The sequence below is a fragment of the Bacillota bacterium genome (genome assembly GCA_013177945.1).
Lineage (GTDB): Bacteria > Bacillota > DSM-12270 > Thermacetogeniales > Thermacetogeniaceae > Ch130.
The window spans coordinates 72,555-92,108 of sequence record JABLXW010000008.1 but is presented as its reverse complement, the minus strand read 5'-3'; the positions used below and the strand labels follow the sequence as shown (position 1 = coordinate 92,108).

The following is a 19,554-nucleotide window of genomic DNA, read 5'->3' as shown; positions in this document are numbered from 1 at the left end:
AGCGGTATGACGGGAGTTCAGATTATCAATGCCCTGGCAGTTCTGCTGATCATCACCTCTTTGATGGTTGTCGAGACAAGAAGGCCCCATCTCTCGGCTCATTTATACAGCCTTCAGTCCTTTGTTCTGGTGCTGATCTTCCTCTGCCTGGCCGTGTTCATGAAAGCAACACCCCTGTACATCTGGTCCATTACCGCCTTGATTACGAAGGTGATCCTGGTTCCCTACCTGATCATTAAAGCCCTCGAGAAGGTAGGGGACCCGGGAGAACCGGGGGCGCTGCTAAGCCCTGCATCTTCGCTCCTGCTCGCTGCGCTGTTTATCGGTCTGGCGTTTCTGATCGTGACTCCTTTCCACATGCAGGCCATTCTCAAGCTCAAACCCGCGCTTGCGGTCTCCATTGCCCACTTCCTGCTCGGCCTGCTCTGCATCCTGACCCGCAGGAACGCCCTGAAGCAGATCCTGGGCTACTGTTTGATGGAAAACGGATCCCATTTAACCCTTGCCTTCATGGCCTACAACGCCCCGGAAACCGTAGAGATCGGGATTCTTACCGACGCCATCTTTGCCGTCGTCATCATGAGTGTCATCGCCATCTCCCTGTTCAGGGTTTTGGGTACGCTTGATACCGATAAGCTTACTTTACTAAAAGGGTAGGTGACGCAGGTGAGCGGAAATCTTTTAGTGTGGCTGCTGGTAATTCCTTTTGTCGTCTCGCTCCTTGCCTTCTGGGCAAGAACCCTGGGCGCCGGCGCCCGCCGCTTTCTTGAAGCTGTGCACCTGATCGGAATCACCCTGCTCCTGGTCCTGACGCTCTGGGCTGTCAGGCTGGTGCTCTTAAACGGAAGTTTGCTGGCGCTTGCTGAGTGGTTTTATGCCGATAAACTTGCCGCCGTCTTCGTGCTCGTAATCGGCCTGATGGGATTCCTGAACGGTCTCTATTCCATCGGGTACATGCGGCACGACCTGGTAACAGGTGAAGTGGACAGGAAGGGCTTGAGCACATATTACGGCTTCTTTCACCTTTTTCTCTTCACCATGATCTTTACGGTGCTCTCCAACAACATCGCCTTAATGTGGGTTGGTGTTGAGGCAACCACGCTGGGCTCGGCGTTCCTGGTCGGGCTCTACGGCCACAAGTCGTCGCTGGAGGCCGCCTGGAAGTACGTCCTGATCTGCAGTGTCGGCGTTGCCTTTGCCCTGTACGGCACGATCCTGGTCTACTCCAACTCTTTCAACGTTCTGCAGAACGCCCACGATTCCATGCTCTGGACGGAGATCGTGAAGCATGCTCAGCTGCTGGATCCGATGGTGATGAAGCTGGCCTTTGTCTTCATCCTCATCGGCTTCGGGACAAAGGCGGGGCTCTTCCCGATGCACGCCTGGCTGCCGGATGCCCACAGCGAGGCTCCAAGCCCGGTGAGTTCCCTCCTTTCCGGAGTTTTGCTCAAGTGCGCCCTGTTCGCCATCATCAGGTACTACATTGTGGTGGGAAAGGCCATCGGAAGCGCTTTCCCCAGCACGCTGCTCCTGATCTTCGGCGTCCTTTCCATTGCCTTTGCAGCCTTCTTCATCTTCAGCCAGCGGGACATCAAGCGGATGCTCGCCTACAGCAGCGTCGAAAACGTCGGGATCATCGCCACAGGTTTGGGCCTGGGGGGGCCTCTGGGCATCTTCGCCGCCCTCTTCCACACCATCAACCACAGCATTGCCAAGTCCCTGATGTTCTGCACCTCCGGAAACATTCTAATCAAGTACGGCACAAGGGACCTGGACGTCATCAAGGGGATGCTGAAGGTGGTCCCCTTTACCGCTTTCCTGCTGGGGAGCGGCGCTTTGGCAGTTGCCGGCTCTCCGCCCTTTAACGTCTTCATCAGCGAACTGTTGACAGTCACGGCCGGATTAAACAGCGGGTATCTCTGGCTGATGATTCTCTGTCTCCTCTTCCTGCTGGTGGTTTTTGCTGCTTTTCTCCGCCTGATAGGCGAGGCGGTATTCGGCTCACCTCCCGAAAACGTGACGCGAGGCGATGTCAGCTTCATAACCATACTTCCCATTTTCCTTCTCTTCATCCTCATGTTCGGACTGGGCGTCTACATCCCTTCGCCTCTTTCGGACCTGCTCAAGGGTGCTGCCGGTATCGTCCAGTCCGGATTCTAGGCTTTGGGAAGAGGGTTAAATTATGAGGGATTCTGGAGGTGAGATTTAGATGCTCTGGTATACGCTGGGAAGCATCTTGATTCCGGCAATAGGTAGCCTGCTTGTTCTCCTTCTGCCGGAGCGGCACGCGAAAAAGGTGGGTCAACTCTTCTCTTTCCTGGCCTTCGTCTGCGGTTTGCTCCTGCTGGTCGGTTTTGCGGCCGACCGCGCGAGCTTCACCCGGGATCTGGTGACCATAGGCGGGATCAGCTTCTACGGAGTAACCATCGATGCTTTGAGCGTTCTGGTCAACTTCATCGTGGTTTTCATCGGCTGGCTGATCTGCACCTACTCGGCGGGATACATGAGCCCTGAGAACAGAGAGCATCCGATCAAAGAAGGAGTTCCCAGGTTCTACGCCTTCATGCTCCTCTTTATCGGCTCCATGGCAGGCGTGGTCTTCTCCTCCACGCTGCTCGGGCTCCTGTTCTTCTTCGAGATGACCGGCCTCTGCTCGTGGGGATTGATCGGATTTTACGGGGACCAGAAATCCCGAAAGTCCGCGCTCCTGGCGATCGTCCTCACCCACGCCGCCGCCCTCGGGCTCTACGTGGCCACCGCCTACGTCTTTGTGAATACGGGCAGCTTTTCTGTCAACGCCCTCAACGAGCTTACGGAAGCCGGAAAGATCATCGCCTTTATCGGGATCCTGATCGCCTGCTGGGGCAAGTCCGCCCAGTTCCCCTTCCAGTCCTGGCTCCCCGAGGCGATGGTGGCGCCGACCCCGGTGAGCGCCTATTTGCATGCCGCTTCGATGGTTAAGGTAGGAGTCTATATCTTCGCCCGGACCGTCCTGGCAACGGGGGCGGTTCCCCAGGTGATCGGCCTGATCGGGGCAATCATGGCGGTTGTCACCATGATCTACGGTTTTGTCATGTACTTCCCGCAGGAGGATATGAAGCGCCTGCTCGCCTACTCTACGATCACCCAACTCTCTTACATTTTCCTGGCGATCTCCATTTCCATCTACGGCTCAAAGATGGCCTTTAACGGAGCGGTGGCCCACATCTTCAACCACGCCTTCGCCAAGGGCCTTTTCTTCCTGGTTGCCGGGGCGCTGGCCTATACGACCGGCACCCGCCTGCTCCCGATGCTCAAGGGAATTCTGAATAAAATCCCGGTTGTCGGTTTGGGGTTTATTGCGGCTGCTGTGGCCATTACAGGCGTTCCTCCCTTTAACGGATTTTTCAGCAAATTCATGATCTTCGTCGGCGGTTTTGAGATCGGCAAGCTCTATCCGCTGATCCTTGTCCTGATCATCGTTACAATCCTTGAATCCGTCGGAAGCTTCATCTGGTTCCTGAAGTGGCTGGGAGCAAGCGTCCTGGGCGCCCCCTCAGAACCGGTTGCCGGGGCGTCGCAAGTGCCCTTTGCCATTTCGTCAGTCCTGGCCATTCTCATGGTCATGACGCTGATTTCCCAGTACATTGTCTTGACCCTGTTAAGCTAGAGGGAAAAGGAGGTTGACGTGGGATGCAACATGAAGTGAAGCCCGAGCAGGGCGGCAAGAAGTACGTGGATGCCCTGCGGGCCAAGTTTGGAGCGGCGATCCTTGAGGAGGCCTGGCAGACCCCGGACCAGGTAACCCTGACTGTTGATCTCAACTCCCTCCCGGAAGTTGTGGAAGAGGCATATTACCGGCAGGGCGGGTGGCTCTCCAGTGTTGTCGGTAATGATGAGCGCAGCCTGAACGGGCACTTTGCGGTATACTACGTTTTATCCATCGAGGAAGAGCGAGATCCTCAGAAAAACATCTGGCTGACGGTAAAGGCGCTGGTTCCTCCAGATAAACCGGAGTTTCCTTCGGTGACACCGCGGGTTCCCGCAGCCATCTGGTATGAGCGGGATGTGCGCGACCTCTTCGGAATCCACCCGGTCGGGCACCCGGACCCGCGCCGCCTGGCCTTGCCCGACGACTGGCCGGAAAACTTCCATCCGTTGAGAAAAGATGCAATGGATTACCGCTGCCGCCCGGAGCCCACGACCGAAGAAGAAACCTTTGAATTCATCGAAGTGGAGGGGGAGGGTCTGGTGGAAATTCCCCTGGGCCCCCTGCACGTAACCTCCGATGAACCCGGCCACTTCCGCCTTTTTGTCGATGGGGAAACGGTTGTTGATGCCGACTACCGCCTCTTCTACTGCCACCGCGGGCTGGAGAAGCTGGCGGAAAACCGCCTGGATTACGACCAGATCCACTTCCTGGCCGAGCGGATCTGCGGCATCTGCGGCTACCACCACAGCATTGCCTACACGATGGCGGTTGAGAACGCGATCGGGCTTGAAGTTCCGCCCCGCGCTCAGTACATCCGCACCATCCTGCTTGAGACAGAGCGGCTCCACAGCCATATTTTGAACCTGGGGCTGGCCTGCCACTTCATCGGATTTGATACGGGCTTCATGCAGCTCTTCCGGGTCCGTGAAAAATCCATGGAAATGGCGGAAATTCTCACGGGGGCCCGGAAAACTTACGGGATGAACCTGATCGGCGGGGTGCGCAAGGACATTTTAAAGGACGAAAGGGATCGCGTCCTGGCCTTAATGGCCGAGGTCCGGAAGGAAGTCGATGAAATGATCGACATCCTGGTCAACACCCCCAACCTGTTCCACCGCACCCAGGGAGTGGGCATCCTCGACCGGAAAGTTGCCAGGGATCTCAGCCCGGTTGGCCCCACCGTCCGGGGCTCCGGCTACAGGCGGGATACCAGGGCCGACCATCCCTACTGCGCCTATGACCGCGTTCCCTGGAAGCTGATCACCCAGGAAGGGAACGATGTTCTCGCCAGGACGCTGGTCCGGGCCTTGGAGATTTATGAGATTTTCTCGATCCTGGAAAACTGCCTGAACGAGATGCCTGACGGCCCCATCCTGGTCGAGGGCTTCGCCTACAAGCCGCATCGCTGGGCGGTGGGGTGTGTTGAGGCCCCCCGGGGTGAAGACATCCACTGGCTGATGACCGACAACAACCAGAAGGTGTACCGCTGGCGGCCGCGCGCCTCCAGCTACAACAACTGGCCCCCGATCAGGTACATGCTCCGGGGGAATGTGATTTCCAACGCTCCCCTGATTGTGGCCAGCATCGACCCCTGCTATTCCTGCACGGAGAGGGTTACCGTGATCGACGTCCGCAAGAAGAAAGCGAAGACCATTCCCTACCAGGAGTTGGAGCGGTACTGCCGTGAGCAGAAAGACTCCCCGCTCAAGTCCTGAAATTTCTCAAACCGGGAAGAGGGAAGGAGGTTGACAAGATGATCAAGCTGCTTAAAAAAGTGCTCCAGGTGGGCGAAGCAACTCTTAAATACCCCTTTGCGCCGGCGGAGGTGGCCCCCGGCTTCCGGGGAAAGCCCGTTTACAACTTTGAACTCTGCATTTCCTGCGGCGCCTGCACCCTTGCCTGTCCGGCGAATGCCATCACATTGAGCTGTGACCTCGAAAGGGGAATCAGAACCTGGCAGCTTTTCTACGGCCGCTGCATTTTCTGCGGGCGCTGCGAGGAGGTCTGTCCAACAGAAGCGATTACCCTTTCCCCCGAGTTCGAACTGGCTGCCTTCAAAAAAGAGGACCTGATCTGCCGGGCAGACTTCCGTTTGAATAAGTGCCGTTTCTGCGACAGGTTCTTCACCCCTGCAAAGGAACTGGAATACGTTCTGGCCGTCATGGTGCAGGCCGGACTTCCCGAGCCGGAAGTTGCCAACCGCAGGGCCCTTTTAGAGGTCTGCCCTGAGTGCAGGAGAAAGGTTGAAGTGGAAAAGATGAAAAAAGCTGTATTTACGCCCCTTGAATAGGAGGTGAGGAGATTGATCACTCTCAACCAGGAACTGGATGCCAGCCAGAAGGAAAAGATCCTGGAACTCAAGCTCAGACTCTTAAAACTGATCAGGCGTTCGGTTTACGTCTACCGGGTTGACTGCGGGGGTTGCAACGGGTGCGAGATTGAAATCTTTGCCGCAATTACGCCCCTCTTTGATGCAGAAAGATTCGGAATCAAAGTGGTCGGTTCTCCCCGGCATGCCGATGTCATCGTCTTTACGGGCCCCATGACCAGACCTATGCGGGTGCCCGCCATCCGGGCCTACAAGGCGGCTCCCGACCCGAAGGTTGTTGTGGCCTACGGCGCCTGCGGCTGCAGCGGCGGGATCTTTCACGACAGCTACGGGGTTTGGGGCGGGGCCGACAGCGTTTTCCCGGTCGATCTCTACATTCCCGGATGCCCTCCCACTCCCTGCGCAACCATCCACGGCTTTGCGGTTGCGCTGGGATTGCTCCACCAGAAGATGAAGGGCGAACATTACGTGGAAGGGGAGGGTGCCGGGGTGCGGCTCAAGTTTCCCGAGGTTCCCATCAGCCTCCGGAAGGAGATCGAGCGGGAGGCCCGCCGCCTTTGCGGCTACTGGCACGGGAGGCAGATCGCCAATCAATATCTGGAGTTCCTTGCCGAAAAGGATCCGCAAAAGGTCGATAAAAGGGTGAAAGAACTCTTAAAGGCAGAAAAGGACGCGCGCCTCGTGGAGGTGTTCATGAAAATTCACCGGATCTTTTTGGACAGCATGGAAAGGGTTGCCGGAAGTGCTTAGGAGAGTTGAGTTCTACCAGTTGAACCGGAAATTCGTGGACAGCAAGGATGCCCCGGAGCAGTGCAAAAATTTAATCTACTACAGCCTGGCCATCGGTCACCACATCGGGGTTCTGGACTGTTTTCGCAAGATTATGGGCATGGGTCATGATGAATATGAGCGGTGGATTGCAAAGTTCCCGCCGGGGGAGGGCAGGCGGAAGCTGGAGGGCGTCTTGAAGTGGGGAGAAATCGAGATTACCAGGGAGCACCTCCCGGCCCTGTCAAGCGCTTTGCAGGCCGCCCTGCCCGGAATGCTGCCGGAGGAGAAGAGGTGGGCGCGGTCTCTCCTCCGGCTTCTGCAGATGATCAGACAGGAACCGGCAATTTACCTGGTGGTGAGGGCATCATGAAGGGTCTCGTGATTACGGTCGGAAACGAACTGATGGGTGACGACGGAGCCGGGCCGCTGCTGGCCCGGCTCCTGACCCTTTTCCCCCTGCAGAATTGGGAGGTCATAAACGGAGAATCGGTGCCGGAAAATTGCCTTCATCTCGTCCGGAGAATGAAGCCCGAGGTGGCCGTGGTCGTGGACGCGGCAGAGATGGGCCTGGCGCCCGGGAGCATTCGCCTCCTTACCGAAGACTGCATTGCCGATCGGTTTTTCATCACCACCCATAATTTACCCCTGACATTTTTTCTCCGGGCCCTCAAGGAAGCCGTCCCGAGGGTTTATTTTATCGGGATTCAGCCCAAGGGTGTTGCCTTCGGGCTGCCTCTTTCACCTGAAGTCAGGCAGGCGGTAGAGACCGTCTATGAGCGGCTGAAGTCCGGAGCCCTGGCCTTCCCTGAAGTCTGACTGCCGGCTGGCCCAGCTTCCTCTTTTTCGAAAGAGATTCCAGATTCCCGGCAAAAATTACGAAATCACGGAAGAAGTGCTTTAAGAAAAACCTTGAGAATAGAGAAAAACAGGGGCGCGTGCTGCGGCGCGGCCCCTGTTTGCGTGGCTGCACGTTTTTGGTACGTTTTTTGCGTAAGTGCATATTACAGAATCTCTTGTCAGGAAAGGGCTCGGGGGCTGCGGGATAAGTTTGATTCAGGAGAGGAGGAAGGAAAATGTCGGAAAACAGGGATCTGAATCAAGAGGCGCCCCCTGAGGGTAGAGAAGCTCGGGAAAAACGGCCGGATTACGAAGGTGCGCTGGCATAGTTTTTGCATGTTACTTTATTCACAAAGGAACGGGTGTAAAGCGGTCAGTCTGGTTTGTTTGCAGGAAGGAGGGGTTGTTTGAATGACTCCCGAACATGAGGGCGGTAACGAACATGTGAAGCGTGAGCCGGAGGCAAAGGAAGCGCCGGAAACCTCTCCCGAAAAAAGGGACCTCCAGGCCCAGGAGAAAGTTGAACTTGAATTTCCCTACGACGATCTCGACTTTTTCTATAAATATGTTTTAAAGGAGCTGGGAATCCAGAACCCCTTTAAAACTAAAAAAAAAGAAAAGTAGCTTCCTGAAGTGGGGATTTCCTGGATTCTGATTTTTTTAAATCAGCACCCCCCCAGAAGCCGCCATACACCTCCCACTGGTTTTGATACCAGTTCTCGTGGCGGCTTCTTTTTTCAGGTGCCGGGCCGCTATGTTGGGAGGCGGGAACCCGGTTTGCAAGCGGCTTCAAGCCTGTTTTTATACATCTAAACCAAAATTGAATATGGTTTAAGGGGGCCTCAAGAAAATGATGATCAAAGTGGGAATTGTGGGCGCAGGTAAAGGTGGAACCTCGGTCCTGAAGGCACTGAGCGACCTGCCGGGTGTCCGCGTGGTAGGAATTGCTGATATCAACGAAGAGGCACCGGGTATGAAACTTGCAAAAGAATCGGGCATCAAAACCTACCGGGATTGTGTGGAGATGCTTGAATATTCGGACCTCGACGTGGTTATCGAGGCCACCGGAAACCCGAAGGTCGAGGAACTTTTGCGGGCCCGGAAAGGAGAAAAGACCACCCTGGTCGAAGCAGCAGCGGCCAATCTCATGATGACAGTAGTTGAAGCCAAAGAGGATTTACTCAACGAACTTGCCCAATCGCGCAAATTGGCCGCACTGGCTGACGAACTGAGCTGTGCCGTGGAGCAGATCAACACTGCAGTTCAGGAATTGGCCGGCGGGGCAGAGGAACTTGCGGCACGGGGACAAAAGCTGGAACAGCTCACTGGTACCGCCAGGCGCGATGTTCAGGACACCGATAAAGTTCTCAATTTTATTAAAAACGTGGCGGCTGAGACAAAACTTCTGGGGCTGAATGCGGCCATTGAAGCAGCCCGTGCCGGAGCGCATGGTCGCGGGTTTAAGGTTGTTGCCGATGAGGTGAGAAAACTTGCCGAGCACAGCAAGGCATCTGCTGAGCAGATCGGGAAAACTCTCCGCAACATCGAAAAATCGATAGAAGAAATTTTTGCCGAAGTCGAAGAAACAGCAGTTGTAAGTGAGCGGCAGGCTGCGGCCACGCAGCAGGTGGCCGCTTCGGTCAGTGAGATCCGGAAAATGGCGGAAAGTCTGAAGGACATCGCCGGTCGCCTTGCCAGTGTCGTTAGCGTTTAGCGGTCGATTTCTTCTTTCCTGGCTGGTACTGCGTACCAGGCTCTTTTAAAGGCGGCTCCGGAGGGAAGGATTACAGTTCTGCGGCGCGGGAACTGGCTGCCTTCCAGGAGTCTCCCCCCGGGTGATCGGTATGCTTGTCGATGAAGATCCGGCTGCCGGCGGGCAATTCCTCAAACCTCGAAAAAGTCTTCCTCCTCCAGGACCTTTTTTACCACTTCAGCCCGGGATGGTATACTGCCTCTGGTCATCTTAACGATAGAAGATTCCCCCTCTCCGGTTCCCTTTTTCGCGATCAGGTATGGCTCCAGCGCCTCTTCAATTATCTCATTGATATGTTTTTTCATTTTTAGCCACCAGCCTGGCCCTGTAAAGGAGCCGGGAATAAATGGCTGTACCCACTTTTTGTCGCATATTCTTCACCTCCCCTAAATTATAAAATCCCGGCAGCCGGCATATCAAGATTGCGTCTAGATACCAGGGCAGGGGGGGACCGCCCCCGGGCAAGAGGCGAGGATTAGATGGTTTGGGGGCGAGGTGAGGATCCCGGCGCGGGGGCCGGGCAGGAGAAGGAGATTTGACGGCGCGGGCGAATTTTAAATCTACGCGAGGGCAGGGCGTTTGGGCAAAGGTTTCCAGGTTGAAGTGAGCCGGGAGGTCAAATCTGGGGGAGGCGGGTTATGCTTGAGGTGAACAAAAAAGCGGCAGCAAAATTCGGAATAGACCCTGAGCTTATTGAAAAGAAAACAAACACACAGAAAAATCTTGAAATTTTAGGCAATGACCTGACATTTATCTCTGTCAGAGAATCTGAGAGAACGAAGCATGTTCACCGCCTGCATCCTTATCTTGGCAAATTTATCCCCCAGCTTGTAGAGGTCTTCTTAAAGAGATATTTCAAAAAGGGGGATACAATCCTTGACCCCTTTTCAGGCTCAGGGACAACGCTGATAGAAGCAAATATCTTGGGCATGAACTCCGTCGGTATAGAATTGTCGCCTTTCAATGTTCTGATCCAGCAGGTCAAGACCAGAAAATACAATATTCCAGAAGTGGAAGCAGAAATTAAAGATGCGTTGAAAAGACTCAAATCTTTCAGTTCCAGGCTGCAAAATCAAAACCGGACGCTCTTTGATATTGATCAACCCGTAGCAAAATATGAAACCAGTAGTGAGTATCTCAAAGAATGGTTTTCAGAGAGAGCACTGCAGGAGATTCTTTTTTACCGGAGCATGATCAAGGATTATAAAAACCAGGATGTGTTAATGATCATCCTTTCAAGAGCTGCCCGCTCGGCAAGACTTATTCCCCATTATGATCTGGCAAGGCCTGATAGACCTGTAAGGGAAAAATACTGGTGCATTAAGCATAAAAGATACTGCGAACCCATCGATGAAGCCCTGAAATTCATCAACCGGTACAGCTATGATACAATAAAAAGGCTCAACGAATTTGATAAATTAAGAACAGATGCCTTTATCAAAATTATCCAGGGAGATGCAAGAACTGTCAGGTTGCCTGACGATTTGCGAATAGACGGGATCTTTACTTCACCGCCTTATGTTGGACTGATAGATTACCACGAACAGCACAGATATGCTTACGAACTGTTTGATTTTCCGAGACTGGATGAGTTAGAGATAGGCCCTGCGGTGAAGGGACAGAATGGAAGCGCAAAAAGGGAGTATGTAGAAGGTGTAGTGGATGTGTTTAAAAATGTTTCTCGGAATCTGGTTGATCATGCACCTGTGTTTATTGTGGCAAATGATAAATTTAATTTATATCCAGAGGTAGGGAAACAATGCGGTTTTGAATTGATAGACGTTTTTCACAGGCCGGTTCTGATGAGAACCGAAAGGGACGAAAATAAATTCTTTGAATCCATATTTTATTTCAGAAAGGTCTAATATGGCTTTGCCCGTTAGCCGTTAATTCCCTTTTGAGGGTGCCGACGCTTCGCAGGAGATTGACGGCCGCGCTTCAAGTTGCAAAAGGGCAAAAATTTGAGGAGCGAACTGGAGGGGACAGTTTGGGCAGGCTTGATGACTTGAGGAGGCTGGTTCGGGAGCTGGAGAGTGCACTTGTGGCCTTTTCCGGGGGGGTGGACAGCACCTTTCTCCTCTGGGTGGCCCGGCAGGAGCTGGGGGACCGGGTTTGCGCGGTGACCGCCTCCTCTCCGGTGGATCCCGAGCGGGAGGTCGAGGAGGCGCGCCAGCTTGCCCGCAAGCTGGGAGTAGAGCACTTTGTCATTCATTTCGATCCCCTCCTGCTGCCGGAGTACCGGGCAAACCCTCCCGAGCGCTGCTATTACTGCAAGAAGCTCCTTTACACAAAGTTTTGGGAGCTGGCGCGGGAGAAGGGTTTGGCCTGGGTGATCGACGGCGGGAACCGGGATGATGAAGGGGACTACAGGCCGGGCAGGCGCGCCGGTCGTGAACTGAGGGTGCGCAGCCCGCTCCAGGAGGCAGGGCTTTCGAAGGAGGAGATTCGCCTTCTTTCCCGCGAGGCAGGGCTCCCCACGTGGGATAAGCCCGCTGCCGCCTGCCTGGCCAGCCGCATTCCTTACGGGGAGGAAATCACGCGGGAGAAGCTGCAGAGGATCGAACGGGCCGAAGAATTTCTTCATGCTCTCGGCTGCCGCCTGGTAAGGGTGCGGTCCCACGGGAGGCTTGCCCGGATCGAGGGCGGGGCCGAGGAGGCCCCCCTCATTTTCCGGCACCGGCAGGAGGTGTCCGGGTTTCTGAAGGAACTCGGCTTTCTCTATGTCACCCTTGACCTGGCAGGGTACCGCACGGGGAGCATGAACGAGGAGCTGCCGGGCGCAAAAAAGGGGGCGTTGAAGCAGGATTTTTCTGTTTGAAAGCGAAATGTTAAGCGAGGGCACGATGCTCGAATTGGGGTAAAGTAAAAATCAAAAAAGAGAAGAGGACCGAACTCCGATTTAGCCTTCCTAAGGCGTTCCTGCTATGGAGGCTAGACGCAGGCTGCGGCGGGGCTTGCTGCAAAAAAAGCTGCCGGCGGCCGAAGGGTATTCCGGGAAACCGGGGTACCTCCCAACCTTGGAAAGGAGTTGCAGGATTGCGAGGGCGCACCGGTTCCAGGGTTGGCGCCCTTTGCATTTTCAGGTGCTGGAGCCTGACTTTGAAGCAGGAGGTTTGGTGCAGCATGGGCAGAGAGAAGATGGTTGAGGTTGACCCCCGGATTAAAGAAGCTCTTTTAAAGGCGGCTCCGGAGGGAAAGATTACCTGTTCTGCGGCGCGGGAACTGGCCGCCTTCCTGGGAGTCTCCCCCCGCGTGATCGGTGCTGCCTGCAATCAGCTCAAAATTAAAATCAAAGAGTGCGCCCTGGGGTGCTTTTAACGGAATGCTTTAAAAGGAGCGCGACGCTTGATGAAGGAACTTTTCACGGTGCTCCCGGTTCACGAGGCAAGGGCAAAGATGGCCGCACATCTTCCTGCGGAGCTGCGCCGGACTGAGCGGTGCCCTCTTCTGAACTGCCTGGGAAGGCGCCTGGCACAGGGTGTGGTGGCAGGGGAAGATGTGCCCGGATTCCCCCGGTCTACAGTGGACGGCTACGCGGTCCGGGCTCAGGATACCTTTGGCGCCTCCGAGAGCTCCCCGGCCTACTTGCTTGTAAAAGGCGAAGTGAAAGTGGGATTTCCCCCCGGCCTGACGGTGGGGGTTGGAGAGGCCGTGCAGGTAGCCACCGGGGCGACGCTCCCTCCGGGTGCTGATGCCGTTGTCATGGTCGAGCATACCGAGCAGGCAGGGGAGGAGGGGATTGAAGTTGTCAGGCCGGTGGGGGTGGGCGAAAACGTAATTCTGCCGGATGAAGACATCAAGGCAGGCACCGAAATCTTTTCCGAAAACCACCTGCTCCGCCCCCAGGATTTAGGGTTCCTTGCGGCGGTTGGAGAACTGGAGCTACAGGTCTACATACCCTTGCGCGTCGGGATTGTTTCCACCGGGGACGAACTGGTTCCCCCCGGGGAGAAGCCTGCTCCCGGCCAGGTGCGGGACGTAAATTCTTATTCCCTGTTCGGGCAGGTTCTCTCATGCGGGGGAGCTCCGGTGCTTTACGGGCTGGTGAGAGACGATCTCCGCCTGCTTAAGGAGACCCTGGCCAGGGCCCACCGGGAGGTGGACCTGGTTCTCATTTCCGGAGGAAGCTCGGTGGGCACCCGCGATTTGACGGTGCAGGCCCTTGAGGAGCTGGGGGAGCCCGGCCTGGTTTTTCACGGCCTGGCGGCCCGGCCCGGGAAGCCGACCCTGGGAGCGGTTGGGGGCGGAAAGCCGGTTTTTGGACTGCCGGGGCATCCCGCGGCCGCCCTGATTGCCTTTGATCTGCTGGTGGCTCCCCTGTTGAAGTTCGGGTCTTATCGAAAAATCAGGCCGGGTCCGCCGCCTGTCCCGGCTTTGGTTTCCCGCAGTCTCGCCTCGGCCCCGGGGCGGGAGGATTTCGTCCGGGTCAGGCTGCGGCGAGAAGGGGACAGGTTATGGGCAGACCCGCTTCTGGGCAAGTCCGGTTTGCTTGCTCCGATGGTCCAGGGGGACGGATTTTTCAGGATTCCCCTCGAAAGAGAAGGGGTTGCCGCCGGAACCCCGGTGGATGTTTATCTCTACGGAACAGATTACGTCCTGTGAGGGGGCAGGAAGATGGGTAAAGCAGGACAGCGCTATCTGGAAAACATTCCCCGCCAGGAGGCCCTGGAACGCTTCCTGACGGCCCTCGCCGGCCTGGGGGCGCTGAACCCGGGACGGCCGGAGCGAATTCCTGTCGCTCAGGCAAGGGGACGGGTGACGGCGGAGCCGGTCTTTGCTTTGATTTCCTCGCCTCACTACCACGCTGCTGCAATGGACGGGATTGCCGTCCTTGCCGGGGATACCTTCGGAGCTTGCGAGACAAACCCGGTCCGGCTCCGGCTTGGGGAAAAGGCGTTTCTGGTCGACACCGGGGACCCCCTTCCGGAAGGGACGAATGCGGTGATCATGATCGAAGACCTCCATTTTCCGGAAGAAGGCACTGTAGAAATCATTGCCCCCGCCGTTCCCTGGCAGCACGTGCGGGTCGCGGGGGAGGATTTTGTGGAAACGGAAATGATTCTGCCTGCCTGCCAGCAGATTCGCCCCTACGACATCGGGGGTTTGCTGACCGCCGGAGTCGCCGAGGTCGAGGTTTATCCCAAACCCCGCGTGGCGCTGATCCCGACGGGAACGGAACTGGTTGCACCCGGAGCAAGACCGGAGCCGGGAGCAGTGATTGAGTCCAACAGCCGGGTGCTGGGAGGGCTGGTGGAGGAATGGGGCGGGGAGCCGGTCTACGGCCCCCGGACGCCCGATGACTACGAGCTTTTAAAGAAGGTAATCCTTGAATTTCTGGGAAAGGCGGATATGGTTGCGGTGATCGCCGGTTCTTCGGCGGGGAGGGAAGATTACACCGCCTCCCTGATCCGGGAACTCGGGGAGGTTTATGTGCACGGTGTTGCCATCAGACCCGGAAAGCCTGTGGTCCTGGGCTCGATTCAGGGGAAGCCTGCCATCGGCGTCCCCGGTTACCCCGTTTCAGCAGCTCTCGCCTTTGAAATCTTTGCGCGCCCGGTTGTCTATCAAAAGCTGGGGCTGCCCGTTCCGGAAAGGCCGCGGGTCAAGGCGAGGGTGGGCCGGAAGTTCGTTTCCCCTTTGGGTGCCGAGGAGTTCGTGAGGGTGAAGCTCGGGCGCGTCAGGGATGAACTGGTGGTTTTAACCCTCCCCCGGGGCGCGGGAGCCGTGACTTCCCTTGTGCAGGCTGACGGGATTCTGCGGATCCCCCGCCTCTCGGAGGGATATGCCGCCGGGGCCGAGGTGGAGGTGGAGCTTCTCCGGCCCCAGCACGAGATAGCCCGCACCATTGTTGCGGTGGGAAGCCACGACCTGGTTCTGGATCTCCTGGCGGACCTGATCCGGAAAAAGCGCCCGGGGTTCCGCCTGGTTTCTTCTCATGTGGGGAGCCTGGGAGGCCTGACTGCACTGGCGCGGGGTGAGGCCCACCTTGCCGGGGTCCACCTGCTGGATAAGGAAACCGGTGAGTACAATCTTCCCTATGTGAAGCGGATCCTGGGCGGCGAGCCGGCGTACCTGGTTAACCTGGCTTACCGCATTCAGGGGATGATTGTGCAGCGGGGGAACCCGTTGGGGATCAGGGAGCTGGCGGACCTCACCCGGTCCGGCATCCGTTTCGTCAATCGCCAGCGGGGTTCGGGGACGCGGCTCCTCTTTGACCACCTGCTGCGCCGGCAGGGGATTTCCCCGGACCGGGTCTCGGGCTACGAACGGGAGGAGTACACCCACATGAGTGTTGCGGCAGCCGTCGCCTCCGGGAGCGCAGATGTCGGCCTGGGGATCCGGGCTGCGGCCGGGGCGCTCGGATTGGATTTCATTCCTGTGGGAGAAGAGCGCTACGACCTCTGCATTCCTGCGGCCTTCTGGGAAGAGGAGGAGATCCGCCTTCTCAGGGAGGTTCTCGCAGATCCCGGCTTCCGCCGGGCGGCCGGGAAGCTTGCGGGGTACGACTTCAGGGACTGCGGGAAAATTATGGCCAGAACGTAAAATGGGGCGGCCCGGGCGGCCTCCCGGGGCGGTCCTCTGCTGCCTGAATTCAGGGAGGGAGGGGGCTATGGAGGACAGGTTTGGAAGAAGAATTGACTATTTGCGGATTTCGGTGACAGACCGCTGCAATCTGCGGTGCCTTTACTGCATGCCTGCAGCGGGGATCAGGGTCAAGCCCCGTGCCGAGATCCTGCGCTTTGAGGAAATCATCCGGATTGCGCAGGTTGCTCTCCGGCTGGGGATCAACAGGTTTCGCCTGACAGGCGGAGAGCCCCTGATCAGGCGCGGGATCCTTTCTTTCATCAGGGCCCTTGCCCTTCTGCCGGGAGTCAAGGATTTGTCTCTGACCACAAACGGAACTCTTCTCTCCCAGATGAAAGAACGGCTCTTTGAAGCCGGGATACGCCGTCTCAACATCAGTCTGGATACCCTGAATGCAGAAAATTACCGGCGGTTGACGCGGGGTGGAGATTTTCACCTGGTTTGGGAGGGGATCACCGGGGCGCTCAGGACCGGCTTTCATCCCGTCAAGATTAACGTCGTGGCCCTCAGGGGGTTCAACGACCGGGAATGGCCGGATTTTGCCCGCCTCACGTATGCTTATCCCCTCCACGTGCGGTTTATCGAAATCATGCCTGTAGGGACGAGCAGGGATCTGGCGGGAAGGCATTTTATCTCCTGCTCCCAGATTAAATCGGTGCTCCAGGAAATTTTTGGAGATCTTGCTCCGGCCGGAGAAATCTCGGGAAGCGGTCCTGCCCGGTACTTCCGCCTGCCCGGCGCCCTGGGAACGGTAGGGTTTATTGATGCCGTGAGCAACCACTTCTGCGCCCGGTGTAACCGCCTCCGGCTCACGGCAGACGGAAAGCTCCGTCCCTGCCTCCACGATCACCGGGAGGTCGACCTGCGGGGGCCGCTGCGGGCAGGCGCAGGCGATGCCGAACTGGAAGAGATTTTCCGGACCGCTCTCCTTTTAAAGCCGGAAGGCTACCATAAAGCAAAAGGCGCACCCGAGGGGGGGCGGGGGATGTGCCAGATTGGGGGTTGAGCATTTGGCCGAACTGACCCATTTTGATCCGCAGGGCCGCGCCCGCATGGTTGATGTGGGGGGAAAACCCGAAACTGCAAGGGAGGCAAGGGCGCGGGGAGCGGTTTTCGTGGCGCCGGAAACCCTGGAATTGATTCAAACCGGGGGGATTGCAAAGGGGGATGTTTTGGGAGTGGCGCAGGTCGCCGGAATTATGGCGGCAAAGCGCACTCCCGAACTGATCCCGATGTGCCATCTTCTGCTGCTGGACGGGGTGGACCTCCGCTTCCGGTTTGACGCGAAGCGCAGTGCGGTTGAAATCGAGGCACGGGTGAAGAGCCGGGGGAAGACCGGGGTGGAAATGGAGGCCCTGACCGCTGTGAGTGTTGCTGCCCTGACGATTTACGATATGTGCAAGGCGGTGGACCGGGGAATGGTGATCGGGGAGATCCGCCTGGTGGAAAAGTCGGGCGGGAAAAGCGAAAGATTTTTACGGGAAGGGGAAGCGGAATGGGAAGAATCGTAGCAGTGTGCACCAGTTCCCGCAAAGGGGAGCGGAAAATCAACGTCGGGCAGGGGATGCTGATCGAAAATTTCGGCCTTGAGGGGGATGCCCATGCCGGGCCCTGGCACCGCCAGGTCAGCCTGCTCGCCCTGGAAAGCATCAAAAAGATGCAGGAGCAGGGTCTGGGGGTGGGGCCAGGCGATTTCGCAGAAAACATCACGACTGAAGGGATCGAGCTTGTCAACCTCCCTGTGGGCACGAAAATCCGCCTGGGTGAGCACGCCCTCGGGGAAGTTACCCAGATCGGGAAAGAGTGCCATACCAGGTGCGCCATTTACTACCAGGCGGGGGACTGCGTGATGCCGCGCGAGGGAATCTTCATCCGGGTTTTAAAAGGCGGCCCCGTAAAGGTGGGGGACCCCATCGAGGTCCTCGCACCCGAACCAGAGCAAGGCGCAAATTAAGAGAGGTTGACCCGAACAGGAGGGGTGGCAGTGAAGGTGGCGATTCTGACGGCGAGCGACCAGGGGGCAAGGGGAGCCCGGGAAGATTACAGTGCGGCGGTGATTAAAGAAATTGTTGCTTCCATTGGAGGAGAAGTTGTTGCTTACGATGTGGTTCCGGACGAGAAAGAGGAAATTGCCAGAAAGCTTATTTTTTATGCAGACGACCAAAAAGTGGATCTTGTGCTGACAACGGGCGGAACCGGTCTCTCCCCCCGGGATGTCACGCCGGAGGCAACCCTCGAGGTGGTGGAGCGCCTCATCCCGGGCATCCCCGAAGCGATGCGGGCGGCCGGGCTGCGGCACACCCCGCACGCCATGCTTTCGCGGGGGGTGGCGGGAAGCCGCGGTCAAACCCTGATCATCAACCTCCCGGGCAGCCCCCGCGCCGTCCGGGAGAACCTGGAAGTGATTTTGCCCGCGCTTCCTCATGCCCTTGAGATTCTGCAGGGGCGGGGAGGAGAATGCGCCCGCCCTGATGCGTGAGTTTGCCGTTGAAACCTTAAAAGACAGGCCCACAGCAACCTGCGCGCCGGCCAGCCGCGATCCTTACAAAGCCTGCAGGAACCTTTCGGCCCCTGCAGACCCTTTTCGAACCAGGACCGACCTTTGCCCGACTGCGAGGAGATCCTTACAGAGCCTGCAAGAACCTCTCGGCCCTTGCAGACCCCTGCAGAACCTCAGCCAGTCTGCGCCCGGCCGGTAATGGATCCCTGCTCTTGAGCCTGCCGTAACCGTTCGGGCTGCGGCAGACCCTCACCCGACCCATACCGGCCTTCGCTCCGGCTCCTGCAGATCCGGCAAGGGAATACCTTTAAGAACCTGCAGGGACCTTTGCTCGACCACTGCAGATCCCTTTTCAGGAAACGCCCGTATATTATGAGACCTGCAGTAGTCTTAGCCCGGCTGCTGTGAACCTGCTTATATTCTCTCCCGATCCGGATGATGATATGCGCTCCAGATTTATTTTTTCTGGCTATTTGAGCGGCTGCCTGGGGGGCTGCCGCTTCTTGCGGCTGCCGGGCAGCCGGACTTGATGGATGGCTGTTTTTGTATAGTTTGCCGCCCTGCAGGAAAGAATTAATCCTGGGAAAATCTTATTTTGGAGCAGTAAATGAGCCAAAAAGAATTAATCGCCGAGATTTTTGGAAAAAGTTTTAAGTACAAGCGCGATTTTTATACTTAATGGCCTCTCAACGGCTTGCGTTTCTTCAGGGGTGAAATTATTATAATAGTGTCAGATCTAGCACTCAATTTAAGAGAGTGCTAATAAAAAGAAGGGGGTCAAGTTGTGAATCTGAGGCCGCTAGGCGATCGGGTTGTACTCAAGGTCGTAGAAGCAGAAGACAAAACAAAGGGTGGGATTATTTTACCGGATACCGCAAAAGAGAGGCCCCAGCAGGGGGAAATCGTTGCGGTAGGGACGGGGAAGGTCCTCGAAAACGGAGAAAGGGTTCCCCTGGAGGTAAAGGTGGGGGAGCGGGTGATTTTCTCGCGCTATGCCGGCACCGAAGTCAAGGTTGCGGGAAAAGAATACCTGATCGTTAACGAACGGGATCTTCTTGCGGTTGTTGACTAAATAAAGGGAGGGTGAA

General features: G+C 56.9%; 21 protein-coding genes and 1 riboswitch. Of the genes, 20 read left to right on the top strand and 1 reads right to left on the bottom strand.

Annotation, left to right across the window (positions count from 1 at the left end; all coding sequences use genetic code 11):
* The first annotated feature begins 6 nt into the window (after positions 1–6).
* The 10 genes from hyfE to HPY58_05365 all read left to right on the top strand — a co-directional run bounded on the left by hyfE (position 7) and on the right by HPY58_05365 (position 9,342).
* Positions 7–657, top strand: a complete 651-nt coding sequence (gene hyfE / locus HPY58_05410; GenBank protein ID NPV29093.1) for a hydrogenase 4 membrane subunit — start codon at positions 7–9, stop codon at positions 655–657.
* Complete coding sequence (locus tag HPY58_05405) at positions 658–2,160, top strand: hydrogenase 4 subunit F (protein NPV29092.1); 1,503 nt, start codon at positions 658–660, stop codon at positions 2,158–2,160. It abuts the gene before it with no gap.
* A gap of 49 nt (positions 2,161–2,209) precedes the next feature.
* Complete coding sequence (locus HPY58_05400; GenBank protein ID NPV29091.1) at positions 2,210–3,649, top strand: hydrogenase 4 subunit D; 1,440 nt, start codon at positions 2,210–2,212, stop codon at positions 3,647–3,649.
* 23 nt (positions 3,650–3,672) lie between these two features.
* Positions 3,673–5,406 (top strand): hydrogenase large subunit, encoded by a 1,734-nt coding sequence (locus tag HPY58_05395; GenBank protein ID NPV29090.1) that lies wholly within the window; start codon positions 3,673–3,675, stop codon positions 5,404–5,406.
* A gap of 38 nt (positions 5,407–5,444) precedes the next feature.
* Positions 5,445–5,981, top strand: coding sequence for a 4Fe-4S binding protein (locus tag HPY58_05390; GenBank protein NPV29089.1), 537 nt, complete (start codon positions 5,445–5,447; stop codon positions 5,979–5,981).
* Positions 5,982–5,996: 15 nt separating this feature from the next.
* Positions 5,997–6,770 (top strand): NADH-quinone oxidoreductase subunit B family protein, encoded by a 774-nt coding sequence (locus HPY58_05385; GenBank protein NPV29088.1) that lies wholly within the window; start codon positions 5,997–5,999, stop codon positions 6,768–6,770.
* The gene (gene hycH, locus HPY58_05380) at positions 6,763–7,161 is read left to right on the top strand and encodes a formate hydrogenlyase maturation protein HycH (protein ID NPV29087.1); all 399 of its coding nucleotides are present in this window, start codon (positions 6,763–6,765) and stop codon (positions 7,159–7,161) included. Before HPY58_05385 ends, hycH begins: the two co-directional genes overlap by 8 nt.
* Positions 7,158–7,607, top strand: a complete 450-nt coding sequence (hycI, locus tag HPY58_05375) for a hydrogenase maturation peptidase HycI (protein NPV29086.1) — start codon at positions 7,158–7,160, stop codon at positions 7,605–7,607. The genes hycH and hycI overlap by 4 nt, the downstream gene beginning before the upstream one ends.
* Before the next feature lie 432 nt (positions 7,608–8,039).
* Positions 8,040–8,252, top strand: coding sequence for a hypothetical protein (locus HPY58_05370; GenBank protein ID NPV29085.1), 213 nt, complete (start codon positions 8,040–8,042; stop codon positions 8,250–8,252).
* A gap of 229 nt (positions 8,253–8,481) precedes the next feature.
* On the top strand, positions 8,482–9,342 hold the full coding sequence (locus HPY58_05365; GenBank protein ID NPV29084.1) for a Gfo/Idh/MocA family oxidoreductase: 861 nt from the start codon (positions 8,482–8,484) through the stop codon (positions 9,340–9,342).
* Between the two features lie 170 nt (positions 9,343–9,512).
* On the opposite strand, the gene HPY58_05360 is transcribed toward HPY58_05365, so the two are convergent.
* Positions 9,513–9,686 (bottom strand): hypothetical protein, encoded by a 174-nt coding sequence (locus HPY58_05360; protein ID NPV29083.1) that lies wholly within the window; start codon positions 9,684–9,686, stop codon positions 9,513–9,515.
* Between the two features lie 333 nt (positions 9,687–10,019).
* Between HPY58_05360 and HPY58_05355 the strand changes: the two genes are divergently transcribed.
* The 10 genes from HPY58_05355 to groES all read left to right on the top strand — a co-directional run bounded on the left by HPY58_05355 (position 10,020) and on the right by groES (position 19,538).
* Positions 10,020–11,246, top strand: coding sequence for a hypothetical protein (locus HPY58_05355; protein ID NPV29082.1), 1,227 nt, complete (start codon positions 10,020–10,022; stop codon positions 11,244–11,246).
* A gap of 122 nt (positions 11,247–11,368) precedes the next feature.
* Positions 11,369–12,199 (top strand): ATP-dependent sacrificial sulfur transferase LarE, encoded by an 831-nt coding sequence (gene larE, locus HPY58_05350; GenBank protein NPV29081.1) that lies wholly within the window; start codon positions 11,369–11,371, stop codon positions 12,197–12,199.
* A gap of 62 nt (positions 12,200–12,261) precedes the next feature.
* Positions 12,262–12,425, top strand: a riboswitch (molybdenum cofactor riboswitch).
* A 94-nt stretch (positions 12,426–12,519) separates the two neighbouring features.
* Positions 12,520–12,699: a hypothetical protein gene (locus HPY58_05345; protein NPV29080.1), complete on the top strand. Its 180-nt coding sequence runs from the start codon at positions 12,520–12,522 to the stop codon at positions 12,697–12,699.
* A 30-nt stretch (positions 12,700–12,729) separates the two neighbouring features.
* Entirely contained in the window at positions 12,730–13,983 is a 1,254-nt protein-coding gene (locus tag HPY58_05340; protein ID NPV29079.1) for a molybdopterin molybdotransferase MoeA, read from the top strand.
* A gap of 12 nt (positions 13,984–13,995) precedes the next feature.
* Entirely contained in the window at positions 13,996–15,924 is a 1,929-nt protein-coding gene (locus HPY58_05335; GenBank protein NPV29078.1) for a molybdopterin biosynthesis protein, read from the top strand.
* 67 nt (positions 15,925–15,991) lie between these two features.
* The gene (moaA, locus tag HPY58_05330) at positions 15,992–16,972 is read left to right on the top strand and encodes a GTP 3',8-cyclase MoaA (protein NPV29077.1); all 981 of its coding nucleotides are present in this window, start codon (positions 15,992–15,994) and stop codon (positions 16,970–16,972) included.
* 4 nt (positions 16,973–16,976) lie between these two features.
* Positions 16,977–17,477 carry a cyclic pyranopterin monophosphate synthase MoaC gene (gene moaC, locus HPY58_05325; protein NPV29076.1) on the top strand — a complete coding sequence of 167 codons (501 nt, stop codon included), beginning with the start codon at positions 16,977–16,979 and terminating at the stop codon, positions 17,475–17,477.
* Entirely contained in the window at positions 17,462–17,920 is a 459-nt protein-coding gene (locus HPY58_05320; protein NPV29075.1) for an MOSC domain-containing protein, read from the top strand. Before moaC ends, HPY58_05320 begins: the two co-directional genes overlap by 16 nt.
* A gap of 30 nt (positions 17,921–17,950) precedes the next feature.
* On the top strand, positions 17,951–18,445 hold the full coding sequence (locus tag HPY58_05315; GenBank protein ID NPV29074.1) for a MogA/MoaB family molybdenum cofactor biosynthesis protein: 495 nt from the start codon (positions 17,951–17,953) through the stop codon (positions 18,443–18,445).
* Between the two features lie 805 nt (positions 18,446–19,250).
* On the top strand, positions 19,251–19,538 hold the full coding sequence (gene groES / locus HPY58_05310; GenBank protein ID NPV29073.1) for a co-chaperone GroES: 288 nt from the start codon (positions 19,251–19,253) through the stop codon (positions 19,536–19,538).
* The last annotated feature ends 16 nt before the right edge of the window (positions 19,539–19,554 follow it).